The sequence below is a fragment of the Achromobacter sp. 1012554356 genome (assembly GCF_059760815.1).
Genome location: NZ_JCBANC010000080.1, coordinates 1 through 23,280 on the forward strand (window position 1 = coordinate 1; position 23,280 = coordinate 23,280).

At 62.7% G+C, this 23,280-nt stretch carries 19 protein-coding genes and 1 tRNA gene; 4 read left to right on the forward strand and 16 right to left on the reverse strand.

Features of this window, described 5'->3' with window-relative positions; genetic code table 11:
- From AC6LJW_RS27060 to AC6LJW_RS27080, 5 genes are all read right to left on the reverse strand, one after another.
- Positions 1–102, reverse strand: a 102-nt coding sequence (locus AC6LJW_RS27060; RefSeq protein ID WP_033456734.1) for a GTP-binding protein, incomplete at its 3' end; no start/stop codon positions are given.
- A 77-nt stretch (positions 103–179) separates the two neighbouring features.
- Complete coding sequence (fusA, locus tag AC6LJW_RS27065) at positions 180–2,282, reverse strand: elongation factor G (protein ID WP_056571973.1); 2,103 nt, start codon at positions 2,280–2,282, stop codon at positions 180–182.
- Between the two features lie 18 nt (positions 2,283–2,300).
- Entirely contained in the window at positions 2,301–2,771 is a 471-nt protein-coding gene (gene rpsG, locus AC6LJW_RS27070) for a 30S ribosomal protein S7 (RefSeq protein WP_006389600.1), read from the reverse strand.
- 166 nt (positions 2,772–2,937) lie between these two features.
- Positions 2,938–3,315 carry a 30S ribosomal protein S12 gene (rpsL, locus tag AC6LJW_RS27075; RefSeq protein WP_005017264.1) on the reverse strand — a complete coding sequence of 126 codons (378 nt, stop codon included), beginning with the start codon at positions 3,313–3,315 and terminating at the stop codon, positions 2,938–2,940.
- A 507-nt stretch (positions 3,316–3,822) separates the two neighbouring features.
- A complete protein-coding gene (locus AC6LJW_RS27080; RefSeq protein WP_056571970.1) occupies positions 3,823–4,524 on the reverse strand; it encodes a response regulator transcription factor in 702 nt (233 codons plus the stop codon).
- 259 nt (positions 4,525–4,783) lie between these two features.
- Here AC6LJW_RS27080 and AC6LJW_RS27085 point away from each other — a divergent pair, with 259 nt between their 5' ends.
- Genes AC6LJW_RS27085 through AC6LJW_RS27095 form a run of 3 tightly spaced genes read left to right on the forward strand, consistent with a single transcriptional unit; the run spans position 4,784 to position 8,955 of the window.
- A complete protein-coding gene (locus tag AC6LJW_RS27085) occupies positions 4,784–5,500 on the forward strand; it encodes a response regulator transcription factor (protein WP_056571968.1) in 717 nt (238 codons plus the stop codon).
- A gap of 34 nt (positions 5,501–5,534) precedes the next feature.
- Positions 5,535–6,641, forward strand: coding sequence for a FecR domain-containing protein (locus AC6LJW_RS27090; RefSeq protein ID WP_056571966.1), 1,107 nt, complete (start codon positions 5,535–5,537; stop codon positions 6,639–6,641).
- Positions 6,642–6,651: 10 nt separating this feature from the next.
- Positions 6,652–8,955, forward strand: a complete 2,304-nt coding sequence (locus AC6LJW_RS27095; protein WP_056571963.1) for a CHASE2 domain-containing protein — start codon at positions 6,652–6,654, stop codon at positions 8,953–8,955.
- Between the two features lie 10 nt (positions 8,956–8,965).
- Here the strand turns inward: AC6LJW_RS27095 and AC6LJW_RS27100 are convergent, their stop codons facing one another.
- Complete coding sequence (locus AC6LJW_RS27100) at positions 8,966–10,243, reverse strand: serine/threonine-protein kinase (protein WP_056571976.1); 1,278 nt, start codon at positions 10,241–10,243, stop codon at positions 8,966–8,968.
- 155 nt (positions 10,244–10,398) lie between these two features.
- Here AC6LJW_RS27100 and AC6LJW_RS27105 point away from each other — a divergent pair, with 155 nt between their 5' ends.
- The gene (locus tag AC6LJW_RS27105; protein WP_498088760.1) at positions 10,399–10,794 is read left to right on the forward strand and encodes a TssQ family T6SS-associated lipoprotein; all 396 of its coding nucleotides are present in this window, start codon (positions 10,399–10,401) and stop codon (positions 10,792–10,794) included.
- Positions 10,795–10,908: 114 nt separating this feature from the next.
- On the opposite strand, the gene rpoC is transcribed toward AC6LJW_RS27105, so the two are convergent.
- The 10 genes from rpoC to AC6LJW_RS27155 form a co-directional block, all read right to left on the reverse strand.
- On the reverse strand, positions 10,909–15,153 hold the full coding sequence (rpoC, locus tag AC6LJW_RS27110; RefSeq protein ID WP_056571958.1) for a DNA-directed RNA polymerase subunit beta': 4,245 nt from the start codon (positions 15,151–15,153) through the stop codon (positions 10,909–10,911).
- Positions 15,153–19,265, reverse strand: coding sequence for a DNA-directed RNA polymerase subunit beta (gene rpoB, locus AC6LJW_RS27115; RefSeq protein ID WP_056571955.1), 4,113 nt, complete (start codon positions 19,263–19,265; stop codon positions 15,153–15,155). Before rpoB ends, rpoC begins: the two co-directional genes overlap by 1 nt.
- 161 nt (positions 19,266–19,426) lie before the next feature.
- Complete coding sequence (gene rplL, locus AC6LJW_RS27120; protein WP_008157777.1) at positions 19,427–19,807, reverse strand: 50S ribosomal protein L7/L12; 381 nt, start codon at positions 19,805–19,807, stop codon at positions 19,427–19,429.
- Between the two features lie 81 nt (positions 19,808–19,888).
- Positions 19,889–20,413, reverse strand: a complete 525-nt coding sequence (gene rplJ, locus AC6LJW_RS27125; protein ID WP_056571952.1) for a 50S ribosomal protein L10 — start codon at positions 20,411–20,413, stop codon at positions 19,889–19,891.
- A gap of 273 nt (positions 20,414–20,686) precedes the next feature.
- Positions 20,687–21,388 (reverse strand): 50S ribosomal protein L1, encoded by a 702-nt coding sequence (gene rplA / locus AC6LJW_RS27130; protein ID WP_056571949.1) that lies wholly within the window; start codon positions 21,386–21,388, stop codon positions 20,687–20,689.
- Positions 21,389–21,390: 2 nt separating this feature from the next.
- Positions 21,391–21,822, reverse strand: a complete 432-nt coding sequence (rplK, locus tag AC6LJW_RS27135; RefSeq protein ID WP_056571946.1) for a 50S ribosomal protein L11 — start codon at positions 21,820–21,822, stop codon at positions 21,391–21,393.
- 63 nt (positions 21,823–21,885) lie between these two features.
- Entirely contained in the window at positions 21,886–22,419 is a 534-nt protein-coding gene (gene nusG / locus AC6LJW_RS27140; protein WP_056571943.1) for a transcription termination/antitermination protein NusG, read from the reverse strand.
- Positions 22,420–22,428: 9 nt separating this feature from the next.
- Complete coding sequence (secE, locus tag AC6LJW_RS27145; protein ID WP_056571941.1) at positions 22,429–22,809, reverse strand: preprotein translocase subunit SecE; 381 nt, start codon at positions 22,807–22,809, stop codon at positions 22,429–22,431.
- A 64-nt stretch (positions 22,810–22,873) separates the two neighbouring features.
- A tRNA-Trp gene (locus tag AC6LJW_RS27150) sits at positions 22,874–22,949 on the reverse strand.
- A 132-nt stretch (positions 22,950–23,081) separates the two neighbouring features.
- The coding region (locus AC6LJW_RS27155) for an EF-Tu C-terminal domain-related protein (RefSeq protein WP_498088761.1) at positions 23,082–23,280 on the reverse strand (199 nt) is incomplete at its 5' end.

Consider the following 23,280-nt stretch of genomic DNA (forward strand, 5'->3'; position numbering starts at 1 on the left):
GGTCGTGATCGCCGCCGTCAACGTCGTTTTGCCGTGGTCAACGTGACCAATCGTACCCACGTTCACGTGCGGCTTGGTACGTTCAAACTTGCCTTTTGCCATGATCTCTATCCTTTGACTTTCAAGGAAACTTGATTTCTGCCGGGGCCGTCCGGATGGACGGACCCGGCAAGGGTTATTTACTTGGCCCGAGCGGCGATGACTTCGTCAGCGACGTTCTTGGGAGCCTCGGAGTAATGCTTGAATTCCATCGTGTACGTTGCACGGCCTTGCGTCAGCGAACGCAGGTTCGTGGCGTAACCGAACATCTCGGCCAGGGGCACTTCAGCCTTGATGGTCTTGCCACCGCCAACCATGTCGTCCATGCCTTGGACCATGCCGCGACGCGAGGACAGATCGCCCATCACGGTGCCAGCGTAGTCTTCCGGCGTTTCGACTTCGACGGCCATCATCGGTTCCAGCAGCACGGGGCTAGCCTTGCGCATGCCTTCCTTGAATGCCATCGAACCGGCCATCTTGAACGCGTTTTCGTTCGAGTCCACATCGTGGTACGAACCGAAGAACAGCGTGACCTTGACGTCCACGACCGGGTAGCCAGCCAGGATGCCCGAAGGCAGCGTTTCCTGCACGCCCTTGTCCACCGCGGGGATGTATTCGCGAGGAACCACACCGCCCTTGATGGCGTCCACGAATTCGTAGCCACCGCCAGGAGCCAGGGGCTCGACCTTCAGCACCACGTGACCGTACTGACCACGACCGCCCGACTGCTTGACGAACTTGCCTTCGACTTCTTCGCAGACCTTGCGGATGGTTTCGCGGTAGGCCACTTGCGGCTTGCCGACGTTGGCTTCCACGCCGAATTCGCGCTTCATGCGGTCGACCAGAATTTCCAGGTGGAGCTCGCCCATGCCGGAAATGATGGTTTGGCCGGATTCTTCGTCGCTGCGCACGCGGAACGACGGATCTTCCTGAGCCAGACGCGACAGCGCCAGACCCATCTTTTCCTGGTCAGCCTTCGACTTGGGTTCGACGGCCTGCGAAATCACGGGCTCCGGGAAAATCATGCGTTCGAGCAAGATGTGGGAGTCGATGTCGCACAGCGTTTCGCCGGTGGTCACGTCCTTCAGGCCGACCACGGCGGCGATGTCGCCTGCCAACACTTCCTTGATTTCTTCGCGGTTGTTCGCGTGCATCTGCAGAATGCGGCCGATACGTTCCTTCTTGCCCTTGATGGGGTTGTAGACCGTATCGCCCGACTTCAGGACGCCCGAGTACACACGCACGAAGGTCAATTGACCCACGAACGGATCGCTCATCAGCTTGAATGCCAGGGCCGAGAACTTCTCGGAGTCGTCAGCATTACGCTTGATCGCGTTGCCATCGTCGTCCTGGCCGTCGACCGGGGGAATGTCCACGGGCGAAGGCAGGTAGTCGATGACCGCGTCCAGCATGCGCTGCACGCCCTTGTTCTTGAAGGCGGTGCCACACAGCATCGGCTGGATTTCGCCAGCGATGGTGCGTTGACGGATGGCCAGGTTGATTTCGGCTTCGTCCAAGGAACCCGTTTCCAGGTACTTGTTCATCAGCTCTTCCGACGACTCAGCGGCGGCTTCAACCAGCTTTTCACGCCATTCGTTCGCCAGACCTTCCAGCTCGGCCGGAACGTCCTTGTAGTCGAACTTGGTGCCTTGGCTGGCTTCGTCCCAAATGATCGCCTTCATCTTGACCAGGTCGACCACGCCTTGGAACGTGTCTTCGGCGCCGATGGGAATGACGATCGGCACGGGATTGGCGCGCAGGCGGTTCTTCAGCTGGTCATAGACCTTGAAGAAGTTGGCGCCGGTGCGGTCCATCTTGTTGACGAAGGCCAGACGCGGCACGCCGTACTTGTTGGCTTGGCGCCACACGGTTTCGGACTGGGGCTGAACACCGCCCACCGCGCAGTAGACCATGCAGGCACCGTCCAGGACGCGCATGGAACGTTCCACCTCGATGGTGAAGTCCACGTGTCCCGGGGTGTCGATGATGTTGATGCGGTGCTCGGGGTAATTGCCGGCCATGCCACGCCAAAACGCCGTCGTAGCAGCCGACGTAATGGTGATGCCACGCTCTTGCTCTTGCTCCATCCAGTCCATGGTGGCTGCGCCATCATGCACTTCGCCAATCTTGTGATTGACGCCGGTATAGAACAGGATACGTTCGGTCGTGGTGGTCTTCCCTGCATCGATGTGCGCAGAGATACCAATGTTGCGATAGCGCTCGATCGGGGTTTTGCGGGCCATGGTGGATTAGTCCTTAAATTACCAGCGGAAATGGCTGAAGGCCTTGTTGGCCTCTGCCATCTTGTGCGTGTCTTCGCGCTTCTTCATCGCGGCGCCACGACCTTCGGAGGCGTCGATAAGTTCGCCAGCAAGACGCAGATCCATCGACTTCTCGCCACGCTTCTTGGCGGCTTCACGGAGCCAACGCATAGCCAGGGCCAGGCGGCGCACGGGGCGCACTTCAACCGGCACTTGGTAGTTGGCACCGCCAACGCGGCGGCTCTTCACTTCGACGATCGGCTTGATGTTGTTGATCGCCAGGCTGAAAACCTCGATCGGCTCTTTGCCGGTCTTGGTGGCGACTTGCTCGAGGGCGCCGTAAACGATGCGCTCGGCGACGGCCTTCTTGCCGTCCAGCATGACGACGTTCATGAACTTGGCGAGCTCGACGCTGCCGAACTTGGGATCGGGCAGAATCTCGCGCTTGGGTACTTCGCGACGACGGGGCATTGTTGCTTCCTTGTGTCTGTTCAGTTGAACCGTGTTTCATTACACGGCCATGGCCGTCCATTGGGACGACCCCTTACGTGCCGCGCACCTTCCCATCATCTGGACGGCGCGGTCGCACTTCCCTCGTGACGGACTTCCGTCACATGGGGGTACTGCCGACTTGCTATTAAGCCTTCTTCGGGCGCTTGGCGCCGTACTTCGAGCGGGCTTGCTTACGGTCCTTGACGCCTTGCAGGTCAAGGGAACCGCGCACGATGTGATAACGCACACCGGGCAAGTCCTTCACACGGCCGCCACGCACCAGAACCACCGAGTGCTCTTGCAGGTTGTGGCCTTCACCGCCGATGTACGAAATGACTTCGTAACCGTTGGTCAGACGCACTTTGGCAACCTTACGCAGAGCGGAGTTCGGCTTCTTGGGGGTGGTGGTGTACACGCGAGTGCACACGCCGCGGCGTTGCGGGCAGTTTTCGAGCGCGGGGCTCTTGCTTTTGATGATGCTGACTTCGCGCGGCTTGCGCACGAGTTGGCTAATGGTAGGCATGACCTTTGAAATCCCTTTTACGTACCACTGGTAAGTACTTACGTACTCGTCTCCTGGAGCGGGTGAGCTTTCGGAGAAGGCAGTTCGCGCAAAACCGCCTCAAACGTTCAAATACGTAAAAGAGCGGGCTTGCCAACAAACCATGACAAACGCACAAAACCGGGTGCAGCCAGAAAAACAGTTGCGACTAACTGGGCCAAGGACAAAGGTTCGTGACGCGCCTTTGGGCCTTGTTCCTGAACTGTCTGCCTGAGCGTGCAGATTTTGCGCGCGAAATAAAGCAGTAAGCCCTTTAGCATAACTGAGATCAAGGGCTGCTGTCAAAGTTTTTTGTAAGTGTCGCGCAGGGGCAAGTTGGCGCGAAAAGCGGGGCATTTAGCAGCCGCTGGCGAAAATTGGGGCCACGTAGCGGGCAGATCCGGGACCGGGATGTGTTGTCGGCCGCGACGCCTTACCCGGGCAATCCCTGCCCTCTGGCGTTGATCGCGAAGTGTACAGCGTGCGCGGTTAGCGGTCTGTAAAAAGATAGCCGCTGCCGTAGACCGTGCGGATCGGCAACACCACGCCGGCCTGTTCGGCCTTGCGCCGTAGCCGGCTGACAATCACATCGATGCTGCGCGCGCTGCTGGCGCGTGCGGCGCCCCCTTCCACCTGCAATTCATTTCCAAGGGCCTCGCGGTCAACGGCCTTGCCCGCCACGTTCAGCAAGGCGCGAATGATGAGGCGCTCGTTGGCGGACAGCGACAGCGTTACGCCAGTCGGGGCGGTCAGCGTCCACCCTTGGTCACGCAGCTCCCAGCGGCCGCTGCCGGAATCGTGCTGCTCGGCGGGATCGGCAGCCGTTGGCAGGCGACGCGCGAGCGCCAGCAGGATGCACACCAATTCGCGGGGATCCTGAGGGTCGGGCAGACAGGCATCCGCGCCGCTCTGAAGGCAGCGCAGGCGGCTGTCCACGGACATGCCCTTTCCCACCACCACAATGCCCAGCGGCGCGGAGCCATGCAGGCGCGCGATCAGGGCGTAACCGATTTCGCCCGACGCGCCAATGTCCAGAACCACGGCGTCGTAGTGGGCGCCGCTGAGAAGGCCGAACAGTTCCAGCGAAGTCGAGCAGCCGCGGGCCGAGATGCCGGCCTGCAACAAGGTGGACACGGACGAACCGCGCACGGTTTCGTCCGGTGACATCACAAGTATGCGCAATTGATTCATATCTCTTCCGGTCTGCATTCCCTCCCCTTGCACCGCCAGCTGTCTCGCGGCTGGTGACATCGTTGGAACAGTGTGGCGCTCGGTAACGCAACAACTCCAGTCAAGATTCGTCAACTTTGCAATGTTTGACAGTTCTTGCCATAACGTAGCCGCCGAAGGGTTTTCCCGAGTTATCATTCGTTTACATAAATCCCCCCTTTCGTTTTGCTAGGTCGCGACATGCGCGCCTGCGCAGCCAACTTTCGCGAGAACTCGTCTAATGAAAATCGCGTCGCTGGAAGACGACCTGGACCAGGCTCGGCGCATCCACCAAGTTCTGACCGCCGCCGGCTATGCTTGCACCAGCTATCACCAGAGCCGGGATCTGCTCGCCGCCCTTCGCACTGAAACGTATGACCTGGTGCTGCTGGACTGGCACCTGCCCGACATCGACGGTGACGACGTGGTCCGCTGGTTGCGTGCACACATCGGTGCGCGCATTCCCGTGATATTCCTGACCAACCGGTCCGCCGAGGATGACCTGGTCGAGGGCCTGCGCGCGGGCGCGGACGACTACATCGTGAAGCCGATGCGTCCCCTGGAGCTGCTGGCGCGAGTCGCGGCGCTGCTGCGCCGCAGCCAGATCGCCGAGTCCGTTGACCAAACCATCGACGTCGCGCGATACCGCGTCGACCCCACGGCGCGCACCGTTTCGCTGGATGACGTTGCCATTTCGCTGGCCCCAAAGGAGTTCGAGCTGGCGTTGCTGTTCTTTCGCAATGTCGGCAGGCTCATGTCGCGCGACGTGCTCGCCGAGTGCGTCTGGAACCGGGAAATCCCCGCCACCTCGCGCACGCTGGACACGCACCTGTCGAACATCCGGCAGAAGCTTCAGCTCCGCCCCCAGCACGGTGTGCGCCTGACCTCCTCTTATGCGCTTGGCTACCGGCTCGAACTGGTCAGCCCTTCCGACGACGGCCAGAACCTCGCGCCGTAGCGGCGCCGCCCGACTCCCTGGAGAATCGTTTGCCATGAGCCGCTTCCGCGCGCTTTCTTTGCTTGTCCTGGTTTCCTGCATGACGCTGGCCGCCCCGGTGCGCAGCCAGCCAGCCGGCGCATTGGGCGACGACTTCATTCATCGCGTGCGGCAGGGGGAGACGCTGATCGAACTGGCCACGCAGTACACGCGCAACCAAGCCAACTGGAACCGGCTGCAGACGCTCAACAAGGTCGTCACCCCGGAACTGCTGCCCATCGGATTGGAATTGCACATTCCCCTGGCGATGATTCCGGTGCGCGATGCGCAGGCGCAGGTAGTGCATGTCAGCGGCCAGGCCAGCCTGAATGGCAAGTCCGTGCAGCCGGGAACGCCGGTGGCGGAAGGCAGCACGCTGGAAACCGCCCCCAACGGCTTCGTCACGCTGCAGCTTGCCGATGGGTCGCGGCTCACGCTGCCGTCCAACGGCGCGGTGGACCTCACGCGCCTGCGCCAGTTCGAAGGCACCGCGCTGACGGATTCGGTGATCAATGTGCGGCGCGGCAGCCTGGAATCGAGCGTCGCGCCGGCAGGTCAAGGCGTCGGCCGTTTCGAGATCCGCACGCCGGTCGCCGTGACGGGCGTGCGAGGAACACGCTTCCGTGTTCAAAGCACCGCGCAAGGCGTCCATAGCGAAGTGCTGGAGGGCAGCGTGCGCCTGCAGGCACATGCGCCCGGCGATCCACCCGCCAAGCCGGTCGCGGTGGCACAAGGCTATGGGGCCGCGGTGGGCGCCGACGGCGCCGTGTCGGACGTGCGCCCGCTGTTGGCGGCACCCCAATTGGGCGAACCCGTGCGCGCGGGCGGCACGTGGTCGGTGCCTATTGCGCCGGTCGAAGGCGCGCGAAGCTATCTGGTGCGCGTCTCGCGCGATGCCGACGGCGCGCTGCCCGTTTCGTCCGCCAGCTTTCCGGCCAATGACATCCGCTTTTCCGCGCCGGGGCCGGGCACGTTCTACGTGTCGGTGCGCGCCGTCGATGCCCTGGGCCTGCACGGGGCGGATTCGGTCCGCCCCTTTGAGGGCGCGAACATGTTGATGACGTCGTACGGCCTGGGCGTTGGCAGCGGCTCGGGCGGGCTTGTGACGCTGACGGCGTACTAGGTCAAGCGCCATGGCCGACCCCGCCGACGCGCTCGACCGGTCCTGGCGATCCGGGCTGTGGCTGACGTTGGCGCTGGCGGCGCTGGCCGCTTTCCTCGGCACCTTCAACGGCCTCGGCCGTCTAGACCTGGTCTTCTACGACCGCGCGGTGATGATGACGGGCCGGCCGGCCGATCCCGACATCCTTGTCGTGGCGATCGACGACGCGAGCATCGACGCGCTAGGACGCTGGCCGTGGCGGCGTGCCATCCACGCTGCCTTGCTCGACCGGCTGGCGGGCGCGCGGGCCGTGGGCGTGGATCTCATCTTTGCCGAACCCGACAAGGTCAATGCCGCCGATGACGCCATCCTGGCGGACAGCATTCGGCGCAATGCGCACACCGTGCTGCCGGTGGTCCTGGACCGTCTGAAAAACCCGACGGCCATCGGCCTGCCGATCCCCGAACTGGCGCAAGCATCGGCCTCCACCGGCTTCATCAATGCGGTTATCGACCCGGACGGCGTGGTGCGCGAAGCCGCCCTCACTGCGCAGTTTGCGGGCGACCGCAGGAATCACCTGGCCATCTCTATGCTCGAGGTCGGCGGCGAATCGGATCGCGCCCAACGGTTGCTCAAGCGCGCCAACGCTGAAGGCCGCATCCTGATTCCCTATGCTGGCCCGCCCGGTCACGTGCGGACAGTCTCCTACCTTTCGGTGCTGCGGGGCGACCTGCCGCCGGAGGAGCTGCGCGGCAAGTATGTGCTGGTGGGCGCCTGGGCGACCGGCCTGGGCGACGAGTATCCGACGCCGGTGTCGCACGACGTCAGCGGCATATCGGGCGTGGAGATCATCGCCAACGTCCTGCAGGCAGCACGCGAGGACATCGCGTTCCAGCGGCCGCCGGCCTGGTGGAGCGCGCTGTTCGCGCTGTTGCCGGTGTTGCTCGCCTGCCTGGCCTTGTGGCGCCTCGCCCCCAAGAAGGCGCTGGTCGTCAGCCTTGCGCTGCTTGCAGCCATCCCGCTGGCATCGTGGCTGCTGCTTGCCCAGTTCTATCTGTGGTTCGCACCTACCGCCGCATTGGCGGGCGTGGCGCTGTGCTATCCGCTCTGGAGCTGGCGTAACCAGGAAGCGGCGCTGCGCTACATGGACACGGAGCTGCGGCGCCTGCAGCGCGAGTACCCGCCGATTCTGAACGAAGCGCGCGTGCAGCTCGCCGATCCGAATGCATCGCTGGAGAGCCGGGTCGGTGAACTTCGGCGCGCGCTGGCGCGCGTGCGCAACCTGCGGCGGTTCCTGGCTGACGGACTCGACGGCATGCCGGATGCGACGCTGGTGTTCGACCAGGAAGGCCGCATGCGATTCCGCAACCAGGCCGCCATCATGTTCTTCCAGCGGCTTGGCATCCGTGCGCCCCGCATCGGGCGGCCGGCGGCGCATCTGCTTGAACACACCCTCGCCGACGAGACCGCGCGCGCGCGCGTGGCCGAGGCGCTGAGCGGCCGCCCGCCGGCCGACGCCGCCTCCCCCTGGAGCGCGGACCTTGAAGTGCGCGACCGAGCCGGCCGCGACCTGATCCTGAAATGCGCCCCCATCCACACGGCCGAGGGCCAGTTCGCGGGCACGGTCGCCACGCTGACCGACATCTCAAGCATTCGCCAGGCCGAGCGGCAACGCGAAGAGACGCTGCGCTTCATCTCGCACGACATGCGCGCGCCGCAAAGCTCGATTCTTGCGCTGGTGGAGTTGTCGCGGGAAGGCGGGCAACAGGAAGTGCGGCACGACACACTCGAACGCATTGCGATGCTGGCCAACCGCACGCTCACGCTGGTCGATGACTTCGTGCATCTGACGCGTGCCGAATCGATGCCGATCAGCACCATCGAACTGGATCTGGGCGGCCTGCTGCAGGACGCCGTCGACGATCTCTGGCCGTCCGCCAACAAGCGCGGCATCGCATTGGAGACCCGTGCGCCGCTGCCGGTTGCCTACACCCGCGGCGAACAGACGCTACTGATGCGCGCGCTCTGCAACCTCGTCGACAACGCCATCAAGTACAGCGCAAACGGCACGCGTGTCGAGTGCGGCATCGATGAACAGCCCGGCTTCTGGCGCGTGCGCGTCCACGATCAGGGCCAGGGCATCGCCCCGCAGGACGTCGCCCGGCTCTTCGAGCCCTTTGCGCGCGTGGGTGTTGAAACGCGGGGGGATGTCGGCGGCGCGGGGTTGGGACTGGCCTTTGTGCACACCGTGGCAAAACGCCACGGCGGACGTATCGAAGTGCAGAGCGAACTCGGCGTAGGCTCCGAGTTCATCCTGCACCTACCGAAGGTGTAATCCGCTTTCCCTACTGGAAGGTGTGCGAGATGACTGCGGGCCTGCCCGGCTTGACCTCGAGCGTCATGCGCATGGGTGGCAGGTCGGCGTTGCGCACGACCACCTGATACTTGCCTGGAATCAGCTTGAGGTCCTTGACCGGCGGACTGATGCCGCGCGCCACGCCGTTGATCCAGACTTCACCCCAGGGGTGGATGTCCAGCCGAACGCTAACGGGTACCGGCTTGGGCTTTGGCGCTTCCTCGGCGGTCGCCGGCGCCGGTTCCTGCGCTACGGGCGCTGGCGGTGCATCGGCCGTACTGGCGGAATTGGCCTGCGCCCCCGAGGTGGGCGGGACGGACGTGGCGGCAGACCCGGCTGCGCCTGACTGCCCCGTTGCAGCGCCATTGGACGTCAAGGATGGCAGGTCCGCGGGCGCCGCCGTTGCCGCCGGGGCCCGCTGCGGCGCGGGTGCGGGGGTCTGCGGCAAAGGATGCACGACGGGCGGGTTCGGTTGCACGACTTCCGATCGGGTGATGAGGGCATTGGGCATACCCTTGCCCCAGTGGAACCAGGCGTAGATGCCTGCGCCGATGAGCGCCAGAATGAGCAGCCAAAACAGCAACGGTCCGCGCCGGCGGGCGGGCTCGCGCCGTTCCGGGAAACCCGCCACGGGCGCAACCTTGGCCGCTTCATCCAATTCGTCTTCGGGCTCTTCCGGTTCGTCGTAGGCCGCCACGCCCAGCAGGCTGGCCAGCTCGGCCAGCGACTGCGGCCGCTCCTTCGTATCCATCGACAAACCGGCATCGATGACGCGCAGGAATTCCTGGCTGTACTTGGGCAGCCCCATCTCCGCCAGCGCGTCGTAGTCGTCGTGGGCGCGGCGCTCCGGCGCCGGCGGCGGCCGGCTGCCAATAACCAGCGCGTACGCCACGGCGCACAGGGAATAGATGTCCGACCAGGGGCCGCGCGGCCATTCCATGGAATCGGTGTACAGCTCGAACGGCGCGAAGCCGGCGGCTGGCGTGCGGCTGGAACGGCGCGAACGCGCCACCGCCAGTTCGGGCAGCAGATGCGCACGCGCGCCCTCGTCCATGCCGACCGTCTCAAGCGAAATGTCGCCGCAGATTTCGCCCTGCGCGTGCAGCGCGATAAGGGAAGGAAGGAGATCGGAGAGGAGCCGCTTGATGCGCGACTCCGGCACCCCGCCTGCCGCGCTGGCCGCGATGGCGCTCAACGGGCGCAAGGCCAACGGCGCGGCGCCGGAAAACGGGCCACGCGGCGTCAACAAGCCGGCGGGAGTAGACATCATCGAAGCTGCGCGTGCGCGCTAAAACGGGTTCAGGGGCTATTTAGGCGGAATATTATCCAATCCGCACGGTAAGGACATTGCCGAAAATGTCCGAGCGCATCAGGCTGTGGCACGATAGCGTACTGCGTCACCACCCTACATCTTTGGAAGCCATGAAAATTCGCATCCTGAGCAGTCTGCTTGGCGTATCGGCCCTCCTGGCCGGTTGCACGGGCATCTCCAAACCGCAACCCGAGAGCCCTCCGACGGCCGAAGCGCTGGCCGAACTGCAGCAGGTGCGCGACCAATATAGCGCCGGCCGTTACGGCGAAGTCATCCGTGGCGTCGCCAAATCCGATGCGCTGGCCACCTCGTCCAAAGCGGTGCGCATAGAAGCCTACAAGCTTCAGGCTTTCAGCTACTGCGTGACGCGTTATGCCCAGCTTTGTGAGGACAGCTTCACGCGCATTCTGGTGCTGGATCCGGCGTTCGAACTGGCGCCTAACGAGGCTGGCCATCCGGTCTGGGGACCGGTCTTTCAGCGCGCCCGAGCCCAGGCTGCCAAGTAGTCCTGCCGCACCCTTTCTTTCGCAAGTAAAAAGGCCGCTGATTCGCATCAGCGGCCTTTTGATTTTCAGGCTTCCACCGCAGCCTCGCGGCGGAAACCTGTCCGGGCGTTCCGCTTATTCGGCGGAGTCGTCGGTACCCACATCGGTTGCAGGCGTCTCGGCGTCCGAACCCACCGTGACCGGTGCGTCTTCGAACGGGTTGGCCTGCTGGCGAGCGGCTTCGCGTTCCGCGGCCTCCAGCAGTTCCTTGTCGCGGCGTGCATGGTGGTAAGCCAGGCCGGTACCCGCCGGGATGAGGCGGCCGACGATGACGTTTTCCTTCAAGCCGCGCAGGTCGTCGCGCTTGCCCATGATGGCGGCTTCGGTCAGGACACGGGTGGTCTCCTGGAACGAAGCGGCCGAGATGAACGAGTCGGTCGACAGCGAGGCCTTCGTGATACCGAGCAGCACGTTGTCGTACGAGGCCGGACGCAGATCGGCAGCGGTGACGCGGTCGTTCTCGTTGAGCAGCTCGGAGCGCTCGACTTGCTCGCCCGGGATGAACTCGGTGTCGCCCGCGTCAACGATGTTCACACGGCGCAGCATCTGACGAACAATCACTTCAATGTGCTTGTCGTTGATCTTCACGCCCTGCAGACGGTAAACGTCCTGCACTTCGTCGACGATGTACGTCGCCAGCTTTTCGATGCCTTGCAGGCGCAGGATGTCGTGGGGATCGGCCGGGCCGTCCACGATCATTTCGCCCTTGTTCACCACCTGGCCGTCGTGCACCAGAACCTGCTTTTCCTTCGGAATCAGGAACTCGTGGCTCACGCCTTCCAGGTCGGTGATGACCAGACGCTGCTTGCCCTTGGTGTCCTTGCCGAACGAGACCGTACCGGTGACGTCGGCGAGCATGCCGGCGTCCTTCGGCGAACGGGCTTCGAACAGTTCGGCCACACGCGGCAGACCGCCGGTAATGTCGCGGGTCTTTTGCGATTCTTGCGGAATACGCGCCAGAACTTCACCCACGGCAACCTGCTGGCCGTCACGCACCGTGATCAGCGCCCCCACCGGGAACGAGATGTTCACCGAGTGATCGGTGCCGGCGATCTTGACGTCTTCGCCGTTCTCGTTGACCAGCTTGATCTGCGGACGCATGACGATCTTGCCGCCACGGGTCTTCGGCGTGATGACGACGAGCGTCGACAGGCCGGTGACTTCGTCCACCTGCTTGGCAACGGTCACGCCTTCTTCGATGTTCTCGAAGCGGACGGCGCCGCCGTATTCCGACACGATCGGACGGGTCAGCGGATCCCACGTTGCCAGGCGCGCGCCGGCCTTCACAGCCTCGCCATCGCCCACCAGCACGGTCGCGCCGTACGGGATCTTGTGACGTTCGCGTTCGCGGCCGTTGTCATCGAAGATCGCCAGTTCGCCCGAGCGCGAGATCGCGACACGTTCGCCCTTGGCGTTCGTGACATAGCGCATCGTGCTGGCAAAACCGACGGTACCCGTCGACTTGGTTTCCACCGCGCTGGCCAGGGCCGAACGCGATGCCGCGCCACCGATGTGGAACGTACGCATCGTGAGCTGCGTGCCCGGTTCACCGATGGACTGAGCAGCGATAACGCCAACTGCCTCGCCCTGGTTGACCGGCGAACCACGACCCAGGTCGCGGCCGTAGCAGTGCGCGCACAGACCATGACGCGTTTCGCAGGTCAGCGGCGTGCGGACCTTGACTTCGTCCACGCCGATGCGGTCGATGGTGTCGACCAGATCTTCGTCCAGCAGCGTGCCGGCGACGATGGCCGTTTCCTGCGTGTCCGGGTTGACGATGTCCACGGCAGCGACGCGGCCGAGGATACGGTCGCGCAGCGGTTCGATGACTTCACCGCCTTCGACCAGGGCCTTCATGTTGTAGCCCTGCGAAGTGCCGCAGTCGTCTTCCGTGATGACCAGATCCTGCGTCACGTCGACCAGACGGCGAGTCAGGTAACCCGAGTTCGCGGTCTTCAGTGCCGTATCGGCCAGACCCTTACGCGCACCGTGAGTGGAGATGAAGTACTGGAGTACGTTCAGGCCTTCACGGAAGTTCGCGGTAATGGGCGTTTCGATAATCGAGCCGTCCGGCTTGGCCATCAGGCCGCGCATGCCGGCCAGCTGGCGGATCTGGGCGGCCGAACCGCGGGCGCCCGAGTCAGCCATCATGTAGATGGAGTTGAAGGACTCCTGGCGCACTTCCTCGCCGTGACGGTTGGTCACGGGCTCGGTGGCCAGTTGTTCCATCATCGCCTTGCCGACCTTGTCGCCAGCCTTGCCCCAGATGTCCACAACGTTGTTGTAGCGCTCTTGGGACGTGACCAGACCCGACGAGTACTGCTTGTCGATTTCCTTCACTTCGCGGCTGGCTTCGGCCAGGATGCCTTCCTTGGCGGTCGGGATCAGCATGTCGCCCATGGCGATCGAGATACCGCCGCGCGTGGCCAGGCGGAAGCCCGACTGCATCAGCTTGTCGGCGAAGATCACCGTGTCGCGCAGGCCGCAGCGGCGGAACGACTGGTTGATCAGGCGCGAGATTTCCTTCTTCTTCAGCGCCTTGTTCAGGACGGTGAAGGGCAGGCCCTTGGGCAGGATCTCGGACAGCAGCGCACGGCCGACCGTCGTCTCGTGACGGCGGATCACCGGCTGCCATTCGCCGTTCTCGTCGCGCTCGTGTTCCTTCAGGCGCACGGTGACGCGGCTTTGCAGCTCGACTTCGTTGTTGTCGTAGGCGCGCTGAACTTCAGCGACGTCCGTGAAGAAGATGCCTTCGCCACGGCCGTTGATGCGCTCGCGGGTCGTGTAGTACAGACCCAGCACGATATCCTGCGACGGCACGATCGACGGTTCGCCGTTGGCCGGGAACAGCACGTTGTTGGACGCGAGCATCAGCGTGCGCGCTTCCAGCTGGGCTTCCAGCGACAGCGGCACGTGGACGGCCATCTGGTCACCGTCGAAGTCGGCGTTGAACGCCGCGCAAACCAGCGGGTGCAGCTGGATGGCCTTGCCTTCGATCAGCACCGGCTCGAACGCCTGGATGCCCAGACGGTGCAGCGTCGGCGCACGGTTCAGCATGACCGGGTGTTCGCGGATGACTTCTTCCAGGATGTCCCAGACCACCGGTTCCTGGCTTTCGACCAGCTTCTTGGCAGCCTTGATGGTCGTGGCCAGGCCCATCATCTCCAGACGATTGAAGATGAACGGCTTGAACAGTTCCAGGGCCATCAGCTTGGGCAGGCCGCACTGGTGCAGCTTGAGCTGCGGACCCACCACGATGACCGAACGGCCCGAGTAGTCGACGCGCTTGCCCAGCAGGTTCTGACGGAAACGACCGCTCTTGCCCTTGATCATGTCGGCCAGGGACTTGAGCTGGCGCTTGTTGGCGCCCGTCATGGCCTTGCCACGGCGGCCGTTGTCCAGCAGCGAGTCAACCGCTTCCTGCAGCATGCGCTTTTCGTTGCGCAGGATGATTTCGGGCGCCTTGAGCTCGAGCAGACGCTTCAGGCGGTTGTTGCGGTTGATGACGCGGCGGTACAGGTCGTTCAGGTCGGAGGTCGCGAAGCGGCCGCCGTCCAGTGGCACCAGCGGACGCAGGTCCGGCGGCAGCACGGGCAGCACTTCCATGACCATCCACTCGGCCTTGATGCCGGACTTCTGGAAGCCTTCCAGCACCTTCAGGCGCTTGGAGATCTTCTTGATCTTGGCTTCCGAGCTGGTGGCCTTCAGTTCGCCGCGCAGCGTTTCCACTTCGCGGTCGATGTCGATGGTGCGAAGCAGTTCGCGCACGGCTTCCGCGCCCATCAGGGCACGGAAGTCGTCGCCGTATTCCTCGGTCTTGGCCAGGAAATCGTCGTCCGACATGATCTGGCCGCGCTTGAGCGGCGTCATGCCAGGTTCGATCACGCACCAGGCTTCGAAGTACAGCACGCGTTCGATGTCGCGCAGGGTCATGTCGAGCACCATGCCCAGACGCGACGGCAGGCTCTTCAGGAACCAGATGTGCGCGACGGGGCTGGCCAGCTCGATGTGGCCCATGCGTTCACGGCGAACCTTGGCGACGGTGACTTCCACGCCGCACTTTTCGCAGATCACGCCACGGTGCTTGAGGCGCTTGTACTTGCCGCACAGGCACTCGTAGTCTTTGATCGGGCCAAAGATCTTGGAGCAGAACAGGCCGTCACGCTCGGGCTTGAACGTGCGGTAGTTGATCGTCTCGGGCTTGCGGACTTCGCCGTAGGACCACGAACGGATCTTCTCGGGCGAGGCGATGCCGATCTTGATGGCATCGAACTGCTCGTCTTGAGAGACTTGCTTAAAGAGGTCGAGTAGCGCTTTCATTAGTTACGCTCCAAATCCATGTCCAGGGCCAACGAGCGGATTTCCTTGACCAGAACGTTGAACGATTCCGGCATGCCGGCATCGATCACGTGGTCGCCCTTGACGATGTTTTCGTAAACCTTGGTACGACCGTTGATGTCGTCCGACTTCACCGTCAGCATTTCCTGCAGGGTGTAGGCGGCGCCGTATGCTTCCAGCGCCCACACTTCCATTTCCCCGAAACGCTGGCCACCGAACTGCGCCTTGCCGCCCAGCGGCTGCTGAGTCACCAGCGAGTACGGGCCGGTGGAACGCGCGTGCATCTTGTCGTCGACCAAGTGGTGCAGCTTCAGGTAGTGCATGTAGCCGACCGTCACGGGGCGCTCGAATTGCTCGCCCGTGCGGCCGTCGAACAGCCATGCCTGCGTACGCGAAGGCGTCAGCGCCATGCGCTCGGCGACGTCGTCCGGATAGGCCAGCTCCAGCATCTTGGTGATTTCCTCTTCGGTCGCGCCGTCGAAGACGGGCGTCGCGAACGGCACGCCGTTCTTGAGGTTTTGGGCCATTTCCATGACTTCGTCATCGGTCAGTTCGTCGATGCGCGCGCCGGAGCCGGTCGTGTTGTAGACCTTGTCCAGATATGCGCGGACGTTCTTGACCTGCGCCGAACGCTCATCGCGCAGCATGTCTGCGATGCGATGGCCAACGCCCTTGGCGGCCCAGCCCAAGTGGACTTCCAGCACCTGGCCGACGTTCATCCGCGAGGGCACGCCCAGCGGATTCAGAACGATGTCGGCCGGCGTGCCGTCAGCCATGTGGGGCATGTCTTCCACCGGCGTGATGCGCGACACGACACCCTTGTTGCCGTGACGGCCTGCCATCTTGTCGCCAGGCTGCAGACGACGCTTCACGGCCAGGTAGACCTTGATCATCTTCAGCACGCCCGGAGGCAGCTCGTCGCCTTGCGTCAGCTTCTTGCGCTTCTCTTCGAAGGCCAGATCGAACTGGTGACGCTTCTGCTCGAGCGATTCCTTGGCCTGCTCCAGCACGACAGCGTGCGGCTCATCGGCCAGACGGATGTCGAACCACTGCCAGCGATCCAGGTCAGCCAGGTAGGCCTTGGTGATCGTCGCGCCCTTGGCCAGCTTGCGCGGGCCGCCGTTGACGGTCTTGTTGATCAGCATCTTCTCGATACGATCGAACTGGTCGTTTTCAACGATGCGCAGCTGGTCGTTCAGGTCCTGGCGATAGCGGCGCAGTTCATCGTCGATGATGGACTGGGCGCGCTTGTCGCGCACGATGCCTTCACGCGTGAACACCTGCACGTCGATCACGGTGCCGGTCATGCCCGAGGGCACGCGCAGCGAGGTGTCCTTAACGTCGGACGCCTTTTCACCGAAGATGGCGCGCAGCAGCTTTTCTTCCGGCGTCAGCTGGGTTTCGCCCTTGGGCGTGACCTTGCCGACCAGCACGTCGTCAGCGCTGACTTCGGCGCCGATGTAGGTGATGCCGGAATCGTCCAGACGGTTCAACTGCGTTTCAGCCAGGTTGCTGATGTCGCGGGTGATTTCTTCCGGTCCGAGCTTCGTGTCGCGGGCGACAACCGTCAGTTCCTCGATGTGCACCGAGGTGTAGCGGTCATCCGCCACAACCTTTTCGGAGATCAGGATCGAGTCTTCGAAGTTGTAGCCGTTCCAGGGCATGAACGCGATCAGCATGTTCTGACCCAGGGCGAGTTCGCCCAGGTCGGTCGATGCGCCGTCAGCCAGCACGTCGCCCTTGGCAACGCGGTCGCCACGCTTGACGATCGGACGCTGGTTGATGTTCGTGTTCTGGTTGGAACGCGTGTACTTGATCAGGTTGTAGATGTCGACGCCCACTTCGCCGGCGACGTTTTCTTCGTCGTTCACGCGAATCACGACGCGCTCGGCATCGACGTGGTCGACCAGGCCGCCACGCAGTGCCTGCACGGTGGTGCCCGAGTCAACGGCCACGGTGCGCTCGATACCCGTACCCACGACCGGCTTTTCCGGACGCAGGCAAGGCACGGCCTGACGTTGCATGTTGGCGCCCATCAGTGCGCGGTTCGCGTCGTCGTGCTCCAGGAACGGAATCAGCGAGGCAGCAACCGACACGATCTGCGACGGGGCAACGTCCATGTAGTGCACGTTGGCCGGGGCGGTCAGCATCGTTTCGCCAGCTTCACGGCAGGCGACCAGGTCGTCCACGAAACGGCCTTCTTCGTCGAGCGCGGCGTTGGCCTGCGCGATGACGTAGTGGCTTTCTTCGATGGCCGACAGGTAATCGATCTGCTCGCTGACGCGGCCGTCGATGATCTTGCGGTAAGGCGTTTCCAGGAAGCCGTACTCGTTCAAGCGAGCGTACAGCGCCATGGAGTTGATCAGACCGATGTTCGGGCCTTCCGGCGTTTCGATCGGGCAGACGCGGCCGTAGTGGGTCGGGTGCACGTCGCGGACTTCAAAGCCGGCGCGCTCGCGGGTCAGACCGCCCGGGCCCAGTGCGGAAACACGACGCTTATGCGTGATTTCCGACAGCGGGTTGGTCTGGTCCATGAACTGCGACAGCTGGCTCGAACCGAAGAACTCCTTGATGGCTGCCGAGATCGGCTTGGAGTTGATCAGGTCGTGCGGCATCAGGTTTTCCGTCTCGGCCTGGCCCAGACGTTCCTTGACGGCGCGCTCGACGCGCACGAGACCGGCGCGGAACTGGTTTTCGGCCAGTTCGCCGACGCAACGCACGCGGCGGTTGCCCAAGTGATCGATGTCATCGATCTGACCACGGCCGTTGCGCAGCTCAACCAGCACCTTGATGGTCTCAAGGATGTCTTCGTTGGTCAGCGTCATCGGGCCGGTGATGTCCTCACCACGGCCCAGACGGCTGTTGACCTTCATGCGGCCGACGCGCGACAGATCGTACGTCTCTTCGCTGTAGAACAGACGCTGGAACAACGCTTCCACCGCTTCTTCGGTGGGCGGCTCGCCAGGACGCATCATGCGGTAGATGGCAACGCGCGCGGCCATCTGGTCGGCGGTTTCATCGGTGCGCAGCGTTTGCGAGATGTAGGGACCGCGATCCAGGTCGTTGGTGTACAGCGCCTGGAAGTCGTGCACGTTGGCGGCGCGCAGGGCGCCCAGCACGCTTTCCGTGATCTCGTCGTTGGCGTTGGCGATGACTTCGCCGGTTTCTTCGTCAACGATGTTCTTGGCCAGCACGCGGCCGTACAGGAAATCTTCCGGCACGGAGATGCGCTGGATGCCGCCGGCAGCCAGGTCGCGCAAGTGCTTGGCGTTGATGCGCTTGTCCTTTTCGACGATCACCTTACCCGAACGGTCGGCGATATCGAAACGGGCCATTTCGCCCTTCCAACGCTCAGGCACGAATTCCATCATCGCGCCTTCGCTCTTCAATTCGAAGTTGTCGAAGTCGAAGAAGTTGGCCAGGATGGATTCCGGCGTCATGCCGATGGCCTTGCACAGGATCGTGACAGGCATCTTGCGACGGCGGTCGACGCGGAAGAACAGGACGTCCTTCGGGTCGAATTCGAAGTCCAGCCACGAACCGCGGTAAGGAATCACGCGGGCCGAGAACAGAAGCTTGCCCGAGCTGTGCGTTTTGCCGCGGTCGTGTTCGAAGAACACGCCAGGCGAACGGTGCAGCTGCGAAACGATGACACGCTCCGTGCCGTTGATGACGAAGGAACCCGTGCCCGTCATGAGCGGAATTTCGCCCATGTAGACTTCTTGTTCCTTCACTTCCTTCACGGTGGGCTTGCTGACTTCGCGGTCAAGCAGCACCAGGCGGACCTTGGCTCGCAGGGGCGAGGCATAGGTCAGGCCACGTTGCTGACATTCCTTGACATCGAACACCGGTTCGCCGAGCACGTAGCTCACGAACTCCAAGCGCGCCATACCGTTGTGACTAACGATCGGGAAAATCGACGAGAACGCCGCCTGCAAACCGTCGGCTACGCGTTCGGACGGGGCGGTATCCGCCTGCAGGAAAGTTAGGTAGGATTGAAGCTGAGTCGCCAAAAGGAAGGGAACGTTTTGAACGTCTTCACGCTTGGCGAAGCTTTTGCGGATGCGCTTTTTTTCGGTGTACGAGTAAGGCATGAGCACTCCGACTCGAGGTTGCATGGGCCGTCAACCACGGCCCCAGGTGATACGACTCCAGGAAACCCCACTGAATGGGCATACCCCCAGTAGGGGTTTCCTGGAAACGCAAAAGCCCGGGGACTGCAAACTGTGCTGTCCCCGGGCAGTTGACGCAGGTCTTACTTGACTTCGACCTTGGCGCCAGCTTCTTCCAGCTTCTTCTTGGCGGCTTCGGCATCAGCCTTGGCCACAGCTTCCTTGACGGGCTTCGGAGCGCCGTCGACCAGGTCCTTGGCTTCCTTCAGACCCAGACCGGTCAGCTCGCGCACGGCCTTGATGACGCTGACCTTGTTCGCGCCGGCTTCTTGCAGGACGACGGTGAACTCGGTTTGCTCTTCAGCAGCGGCGGCAGCGCCACCAGCGGCGGGAGCAGCAACAGCGACGGCAGCGGCAGCAGCCGACACGCCGAACTTCTCTTCCATTTCCTTGATCAGCTCGGACAGCTCGAGCACGGTCATGCCAGCGATGGCGTCAAGGATTTCAGCTTTGTTAAGTGCCATTTTTCAGAACTCCAAATATTTTGGTAATGCCAGGGTTTGGGTGTCGCTTCGTCGTTCAGCGAATTCCGGACAGCAGGGCGATTAGGCCGCTGCCTTCTGGTCGCGCACGGCGGCGAGGCCACGGGCGAACTTGGTCGGAACTTCGTTGAGCGTACGCACGAATTGCGCGATGGGGGCTTGCATGGTGCCAAGCAGCTTCGACAGCAACTCTTCGCGCGAGGGCATGGTGGCCAGAGCCTTCACACCTTCTTGGTTCAGCAAGTTGTTGGGCAGAGCGCCCGCCTTGATGACCAGCTTATCGTTGCTTTTTGCGAAACCAGCAATGACCTTGGCCGCCGAAACCGGATCCGCGCTGATGCCATAGATCAGCGGACCGGTCAGTTGCTCAGCCAACGGCTCGAAAGCCGTGCCGGCAACAGCACGACGGGCCAGCGAGTTCTTCAGAACACGCAGATACACGCCCGATTCACGCGCAGTTTTGCGCAGTACGGTGACAGAGGCGACGTCCAGACCACGGTACTCAGCGATAACAATCGATTGGGCCTTGGCGACAACCGCCGAGACTTCCTCGATTACCACCGCTTTCTCTTGACGATTGAGACTCACGGTTTGAACACTCCATCAAAAGACGCTTGGGGCCGGAGCCTTGCGCGTCAACCGAATGCGGCGCCTGGACGAGTTCTTCGGGTAAAGAAATCTTCCTGGGGACGCCGTCTACGCTGGATCCGGACTGTGTGAGCTCCGGTATTAAGCGGGGCAGCGGCGATACTGCTTTCCTTGCGGAAGGTAGCTCCCCTCCACTGCCCTGCTCCAGCGGTCTTTGACAGCAACATCCGGAAGGTTCCGGATGCAGCCCAAAGTACGTTTACTGCTGTTGGCTTAGTTGGAAGCCGACAGCGAGGCAATTTCCACACGCGCACCGCCGCCCATCGTGGACGAAACGGCGAGCTTGCGCAGGTAAATGCCCTTGGCAGCCGCGGGACGAGCCTTTTGCAGGGCGTCGACCAGGGCGGCCAGGTTGGTTTGCAGCTGTTCCACGCCGAACGACGCGCGGCCGATCGTTGCGTGGATGATGCCAGCCTTGTCGGTACGGTACTGAACCTGACCGGCCTTGGCGTTCTTCACAGCGGTCGCGACGTCGGGGGTCACGGTGCCGACCTTCGGGTTCGGCATCAGGCCGCGCGGGCCCAGGATCTGACCCAGGGCGCCGACGACACGCATCGTGTCGGGCGAGGCGATGACGACGTCAAAGTCCATTTGACCGGCCTTGATGCTGTCGGCCAGGTCGTCCAGACCAACGATGTCAGCGCCAGCAGCCTTGGCGGCCTCAGCCTTGTCGCCTTGGGCGAACACGGCGACGCGAACCGACTTGCCGGTGCCGGCGGGCAGCACGACCGAACCGCGGACCAGTTGGTCCGACTTCTTCGGGTCGATGCCGAGTTGCACGGCCACGTCAATGGATTCATTGAACTTGGCGACGGCGGTGTCCTTGACCAGGGTCAGGGCTTCAGCGACCGGGTACAGCTTGGTGCGGTCGATCTTTTGTGCAATAGCGGCGGCGCGCTTGGACAACTTAGCCATGATTAGATCCCCTCAACCGTGATGCCCATGCTGCGGGCGCTGCCAGCGATCGTGCGCACTGCGGCTTCCAGATCGGAGGCGGTCAGGTCGGGACCCTTGGCCTTGGCGATTTCTTCAGCTTGCGCGCGCGTCAGCGTGCCGACCTTGTCGGTATGCGGCTTGGGCGAACCCTTTTGCACGCCAGCGGCCTTCTTGATGAGGACCGTCGCGGGCGGGGTCTTCATGATGAAGGTGAAGCTCTTGTCCGCGAAGGCGGTGATCACCACCGGAATCGGCAGACCAGGCTCCATGCCTTGGGTCTTGGCGTTGAACGCCTTGCAGAATTCCATGATGTTCAGGCCGCGCTGACCCAGAGCCGGGCCAATCGGGGGGGAGGGGTTAGCCTTACCAGCCGGTACTTGCAGCTTGATAAAGCCGACGATCTTTTTCGCCATGCTTTGCTCCTTGCGGGTGATATCGCCCTGGCCTACACGGACAGGGCTCCCCGGGGGTTAAATTCAGGTCTTCTCGACCTGGCTGAAATCGAGCTCGACGGGCGTGGCGCGACCAAAAATGGTGACGGACACACGAACCTTGCTCTTTTCGTAGTTGACTTCTTCGACGTTGCCGTTGAAGTCCGCAAACGGACCTTCCTTGACCCGAACCATCTCGCCCACTTCGAACAGGATCTTGGGGCGGGGTTTCTCGACGCCCTCTTCCATCTGGGAGAGGATCTTTTCGACTTCCTTTTCGGAAATCGGGGTCGGACGATTGCCCGAGCCGCCCAAAAAGCCGGTGACTCGGTTGGTGTTCTTGACCAGGTGCCACGTTTCGTCGGTCAGGTCCATTTCAACCAGGACGTAACCGGGGAAAATGCGGCGCTCGGTGATCGACTTCTGACCACCCTTGACCTCGACGACTTCTTCGGAGGGCACAAGGATGCGGCCGAAAGACGTTTGCAGGGCCGCGCGCTCGATGCGCTCGTTCAGGGCCTTGTGGACGCTTTTTTCCATGCCGGAATACACATGGACGACATACCAACGCTTACTCATTTGCCGTCCTTATTTCCAGCCCAACAGCAGGCCGTAGAGAATCCATTCGATGCCCTTGTCGAGCACCCACATGAAAATGCCCATGACCGCCACAAACGCAAAAACGATACCCGTCATCTGGGTCGTTTCCTTGCGAGTGGGCCACGCGACACGCTTGACTTCGTTGTAGGACTCGCTGGCAAAGCTCAGAGTGCGGCGACCGGGTTCGCTGAACCAGGCAATCGCGGCTGCGATCACGAGGCCACCCACGAACACACCGATACGGGCAGCCATCGGCTGTGCGCTGAGCACGGAAAACCCGACGATGCCAGCAATAACGACGAGAACCGCCAGTCCGAGCTTGACCCGGTCGGCGGTACTGGTTACGGTTTCAACGCTGGTATTAGACATATTGCGACGCGAGCCGCCGTGAATGCGTAACTCGCGATGATCTCCCGCGGGTTTATCCTGGCGGTGGCAGGGGCAGTAGGAATCGAACCTACAACCTTCGGTTTTGGAGACCGACGCTCTGCCAATTGAGCTATGCCCCTAAACACATCAAACTACTCACATCAAACTACTGTTCCGCCGTGCATTGGCTTGCGGAACCATACATAGTACTACTTTTACAGCAAAGATGGATAGAGGGGCATGAATGCCCACCCTACCCATCTGGGTATTGCTTACTTCAGGATCTTGGCGACGACGCCGGCGCCGACGGTACGACCGCCTTCACGGATGGCGAAACGCAGACCTTCTTCCATGGCGATCGGGGCCAGCAGCTTGACCGTCATGGCCACGTTGTCGCCCGGCAGAACCATTTCCTTGTCGGCCGGCAGTTCGATCGTGCCCGTCACGTCCGTCGTGCGGAAGTAGAACTGG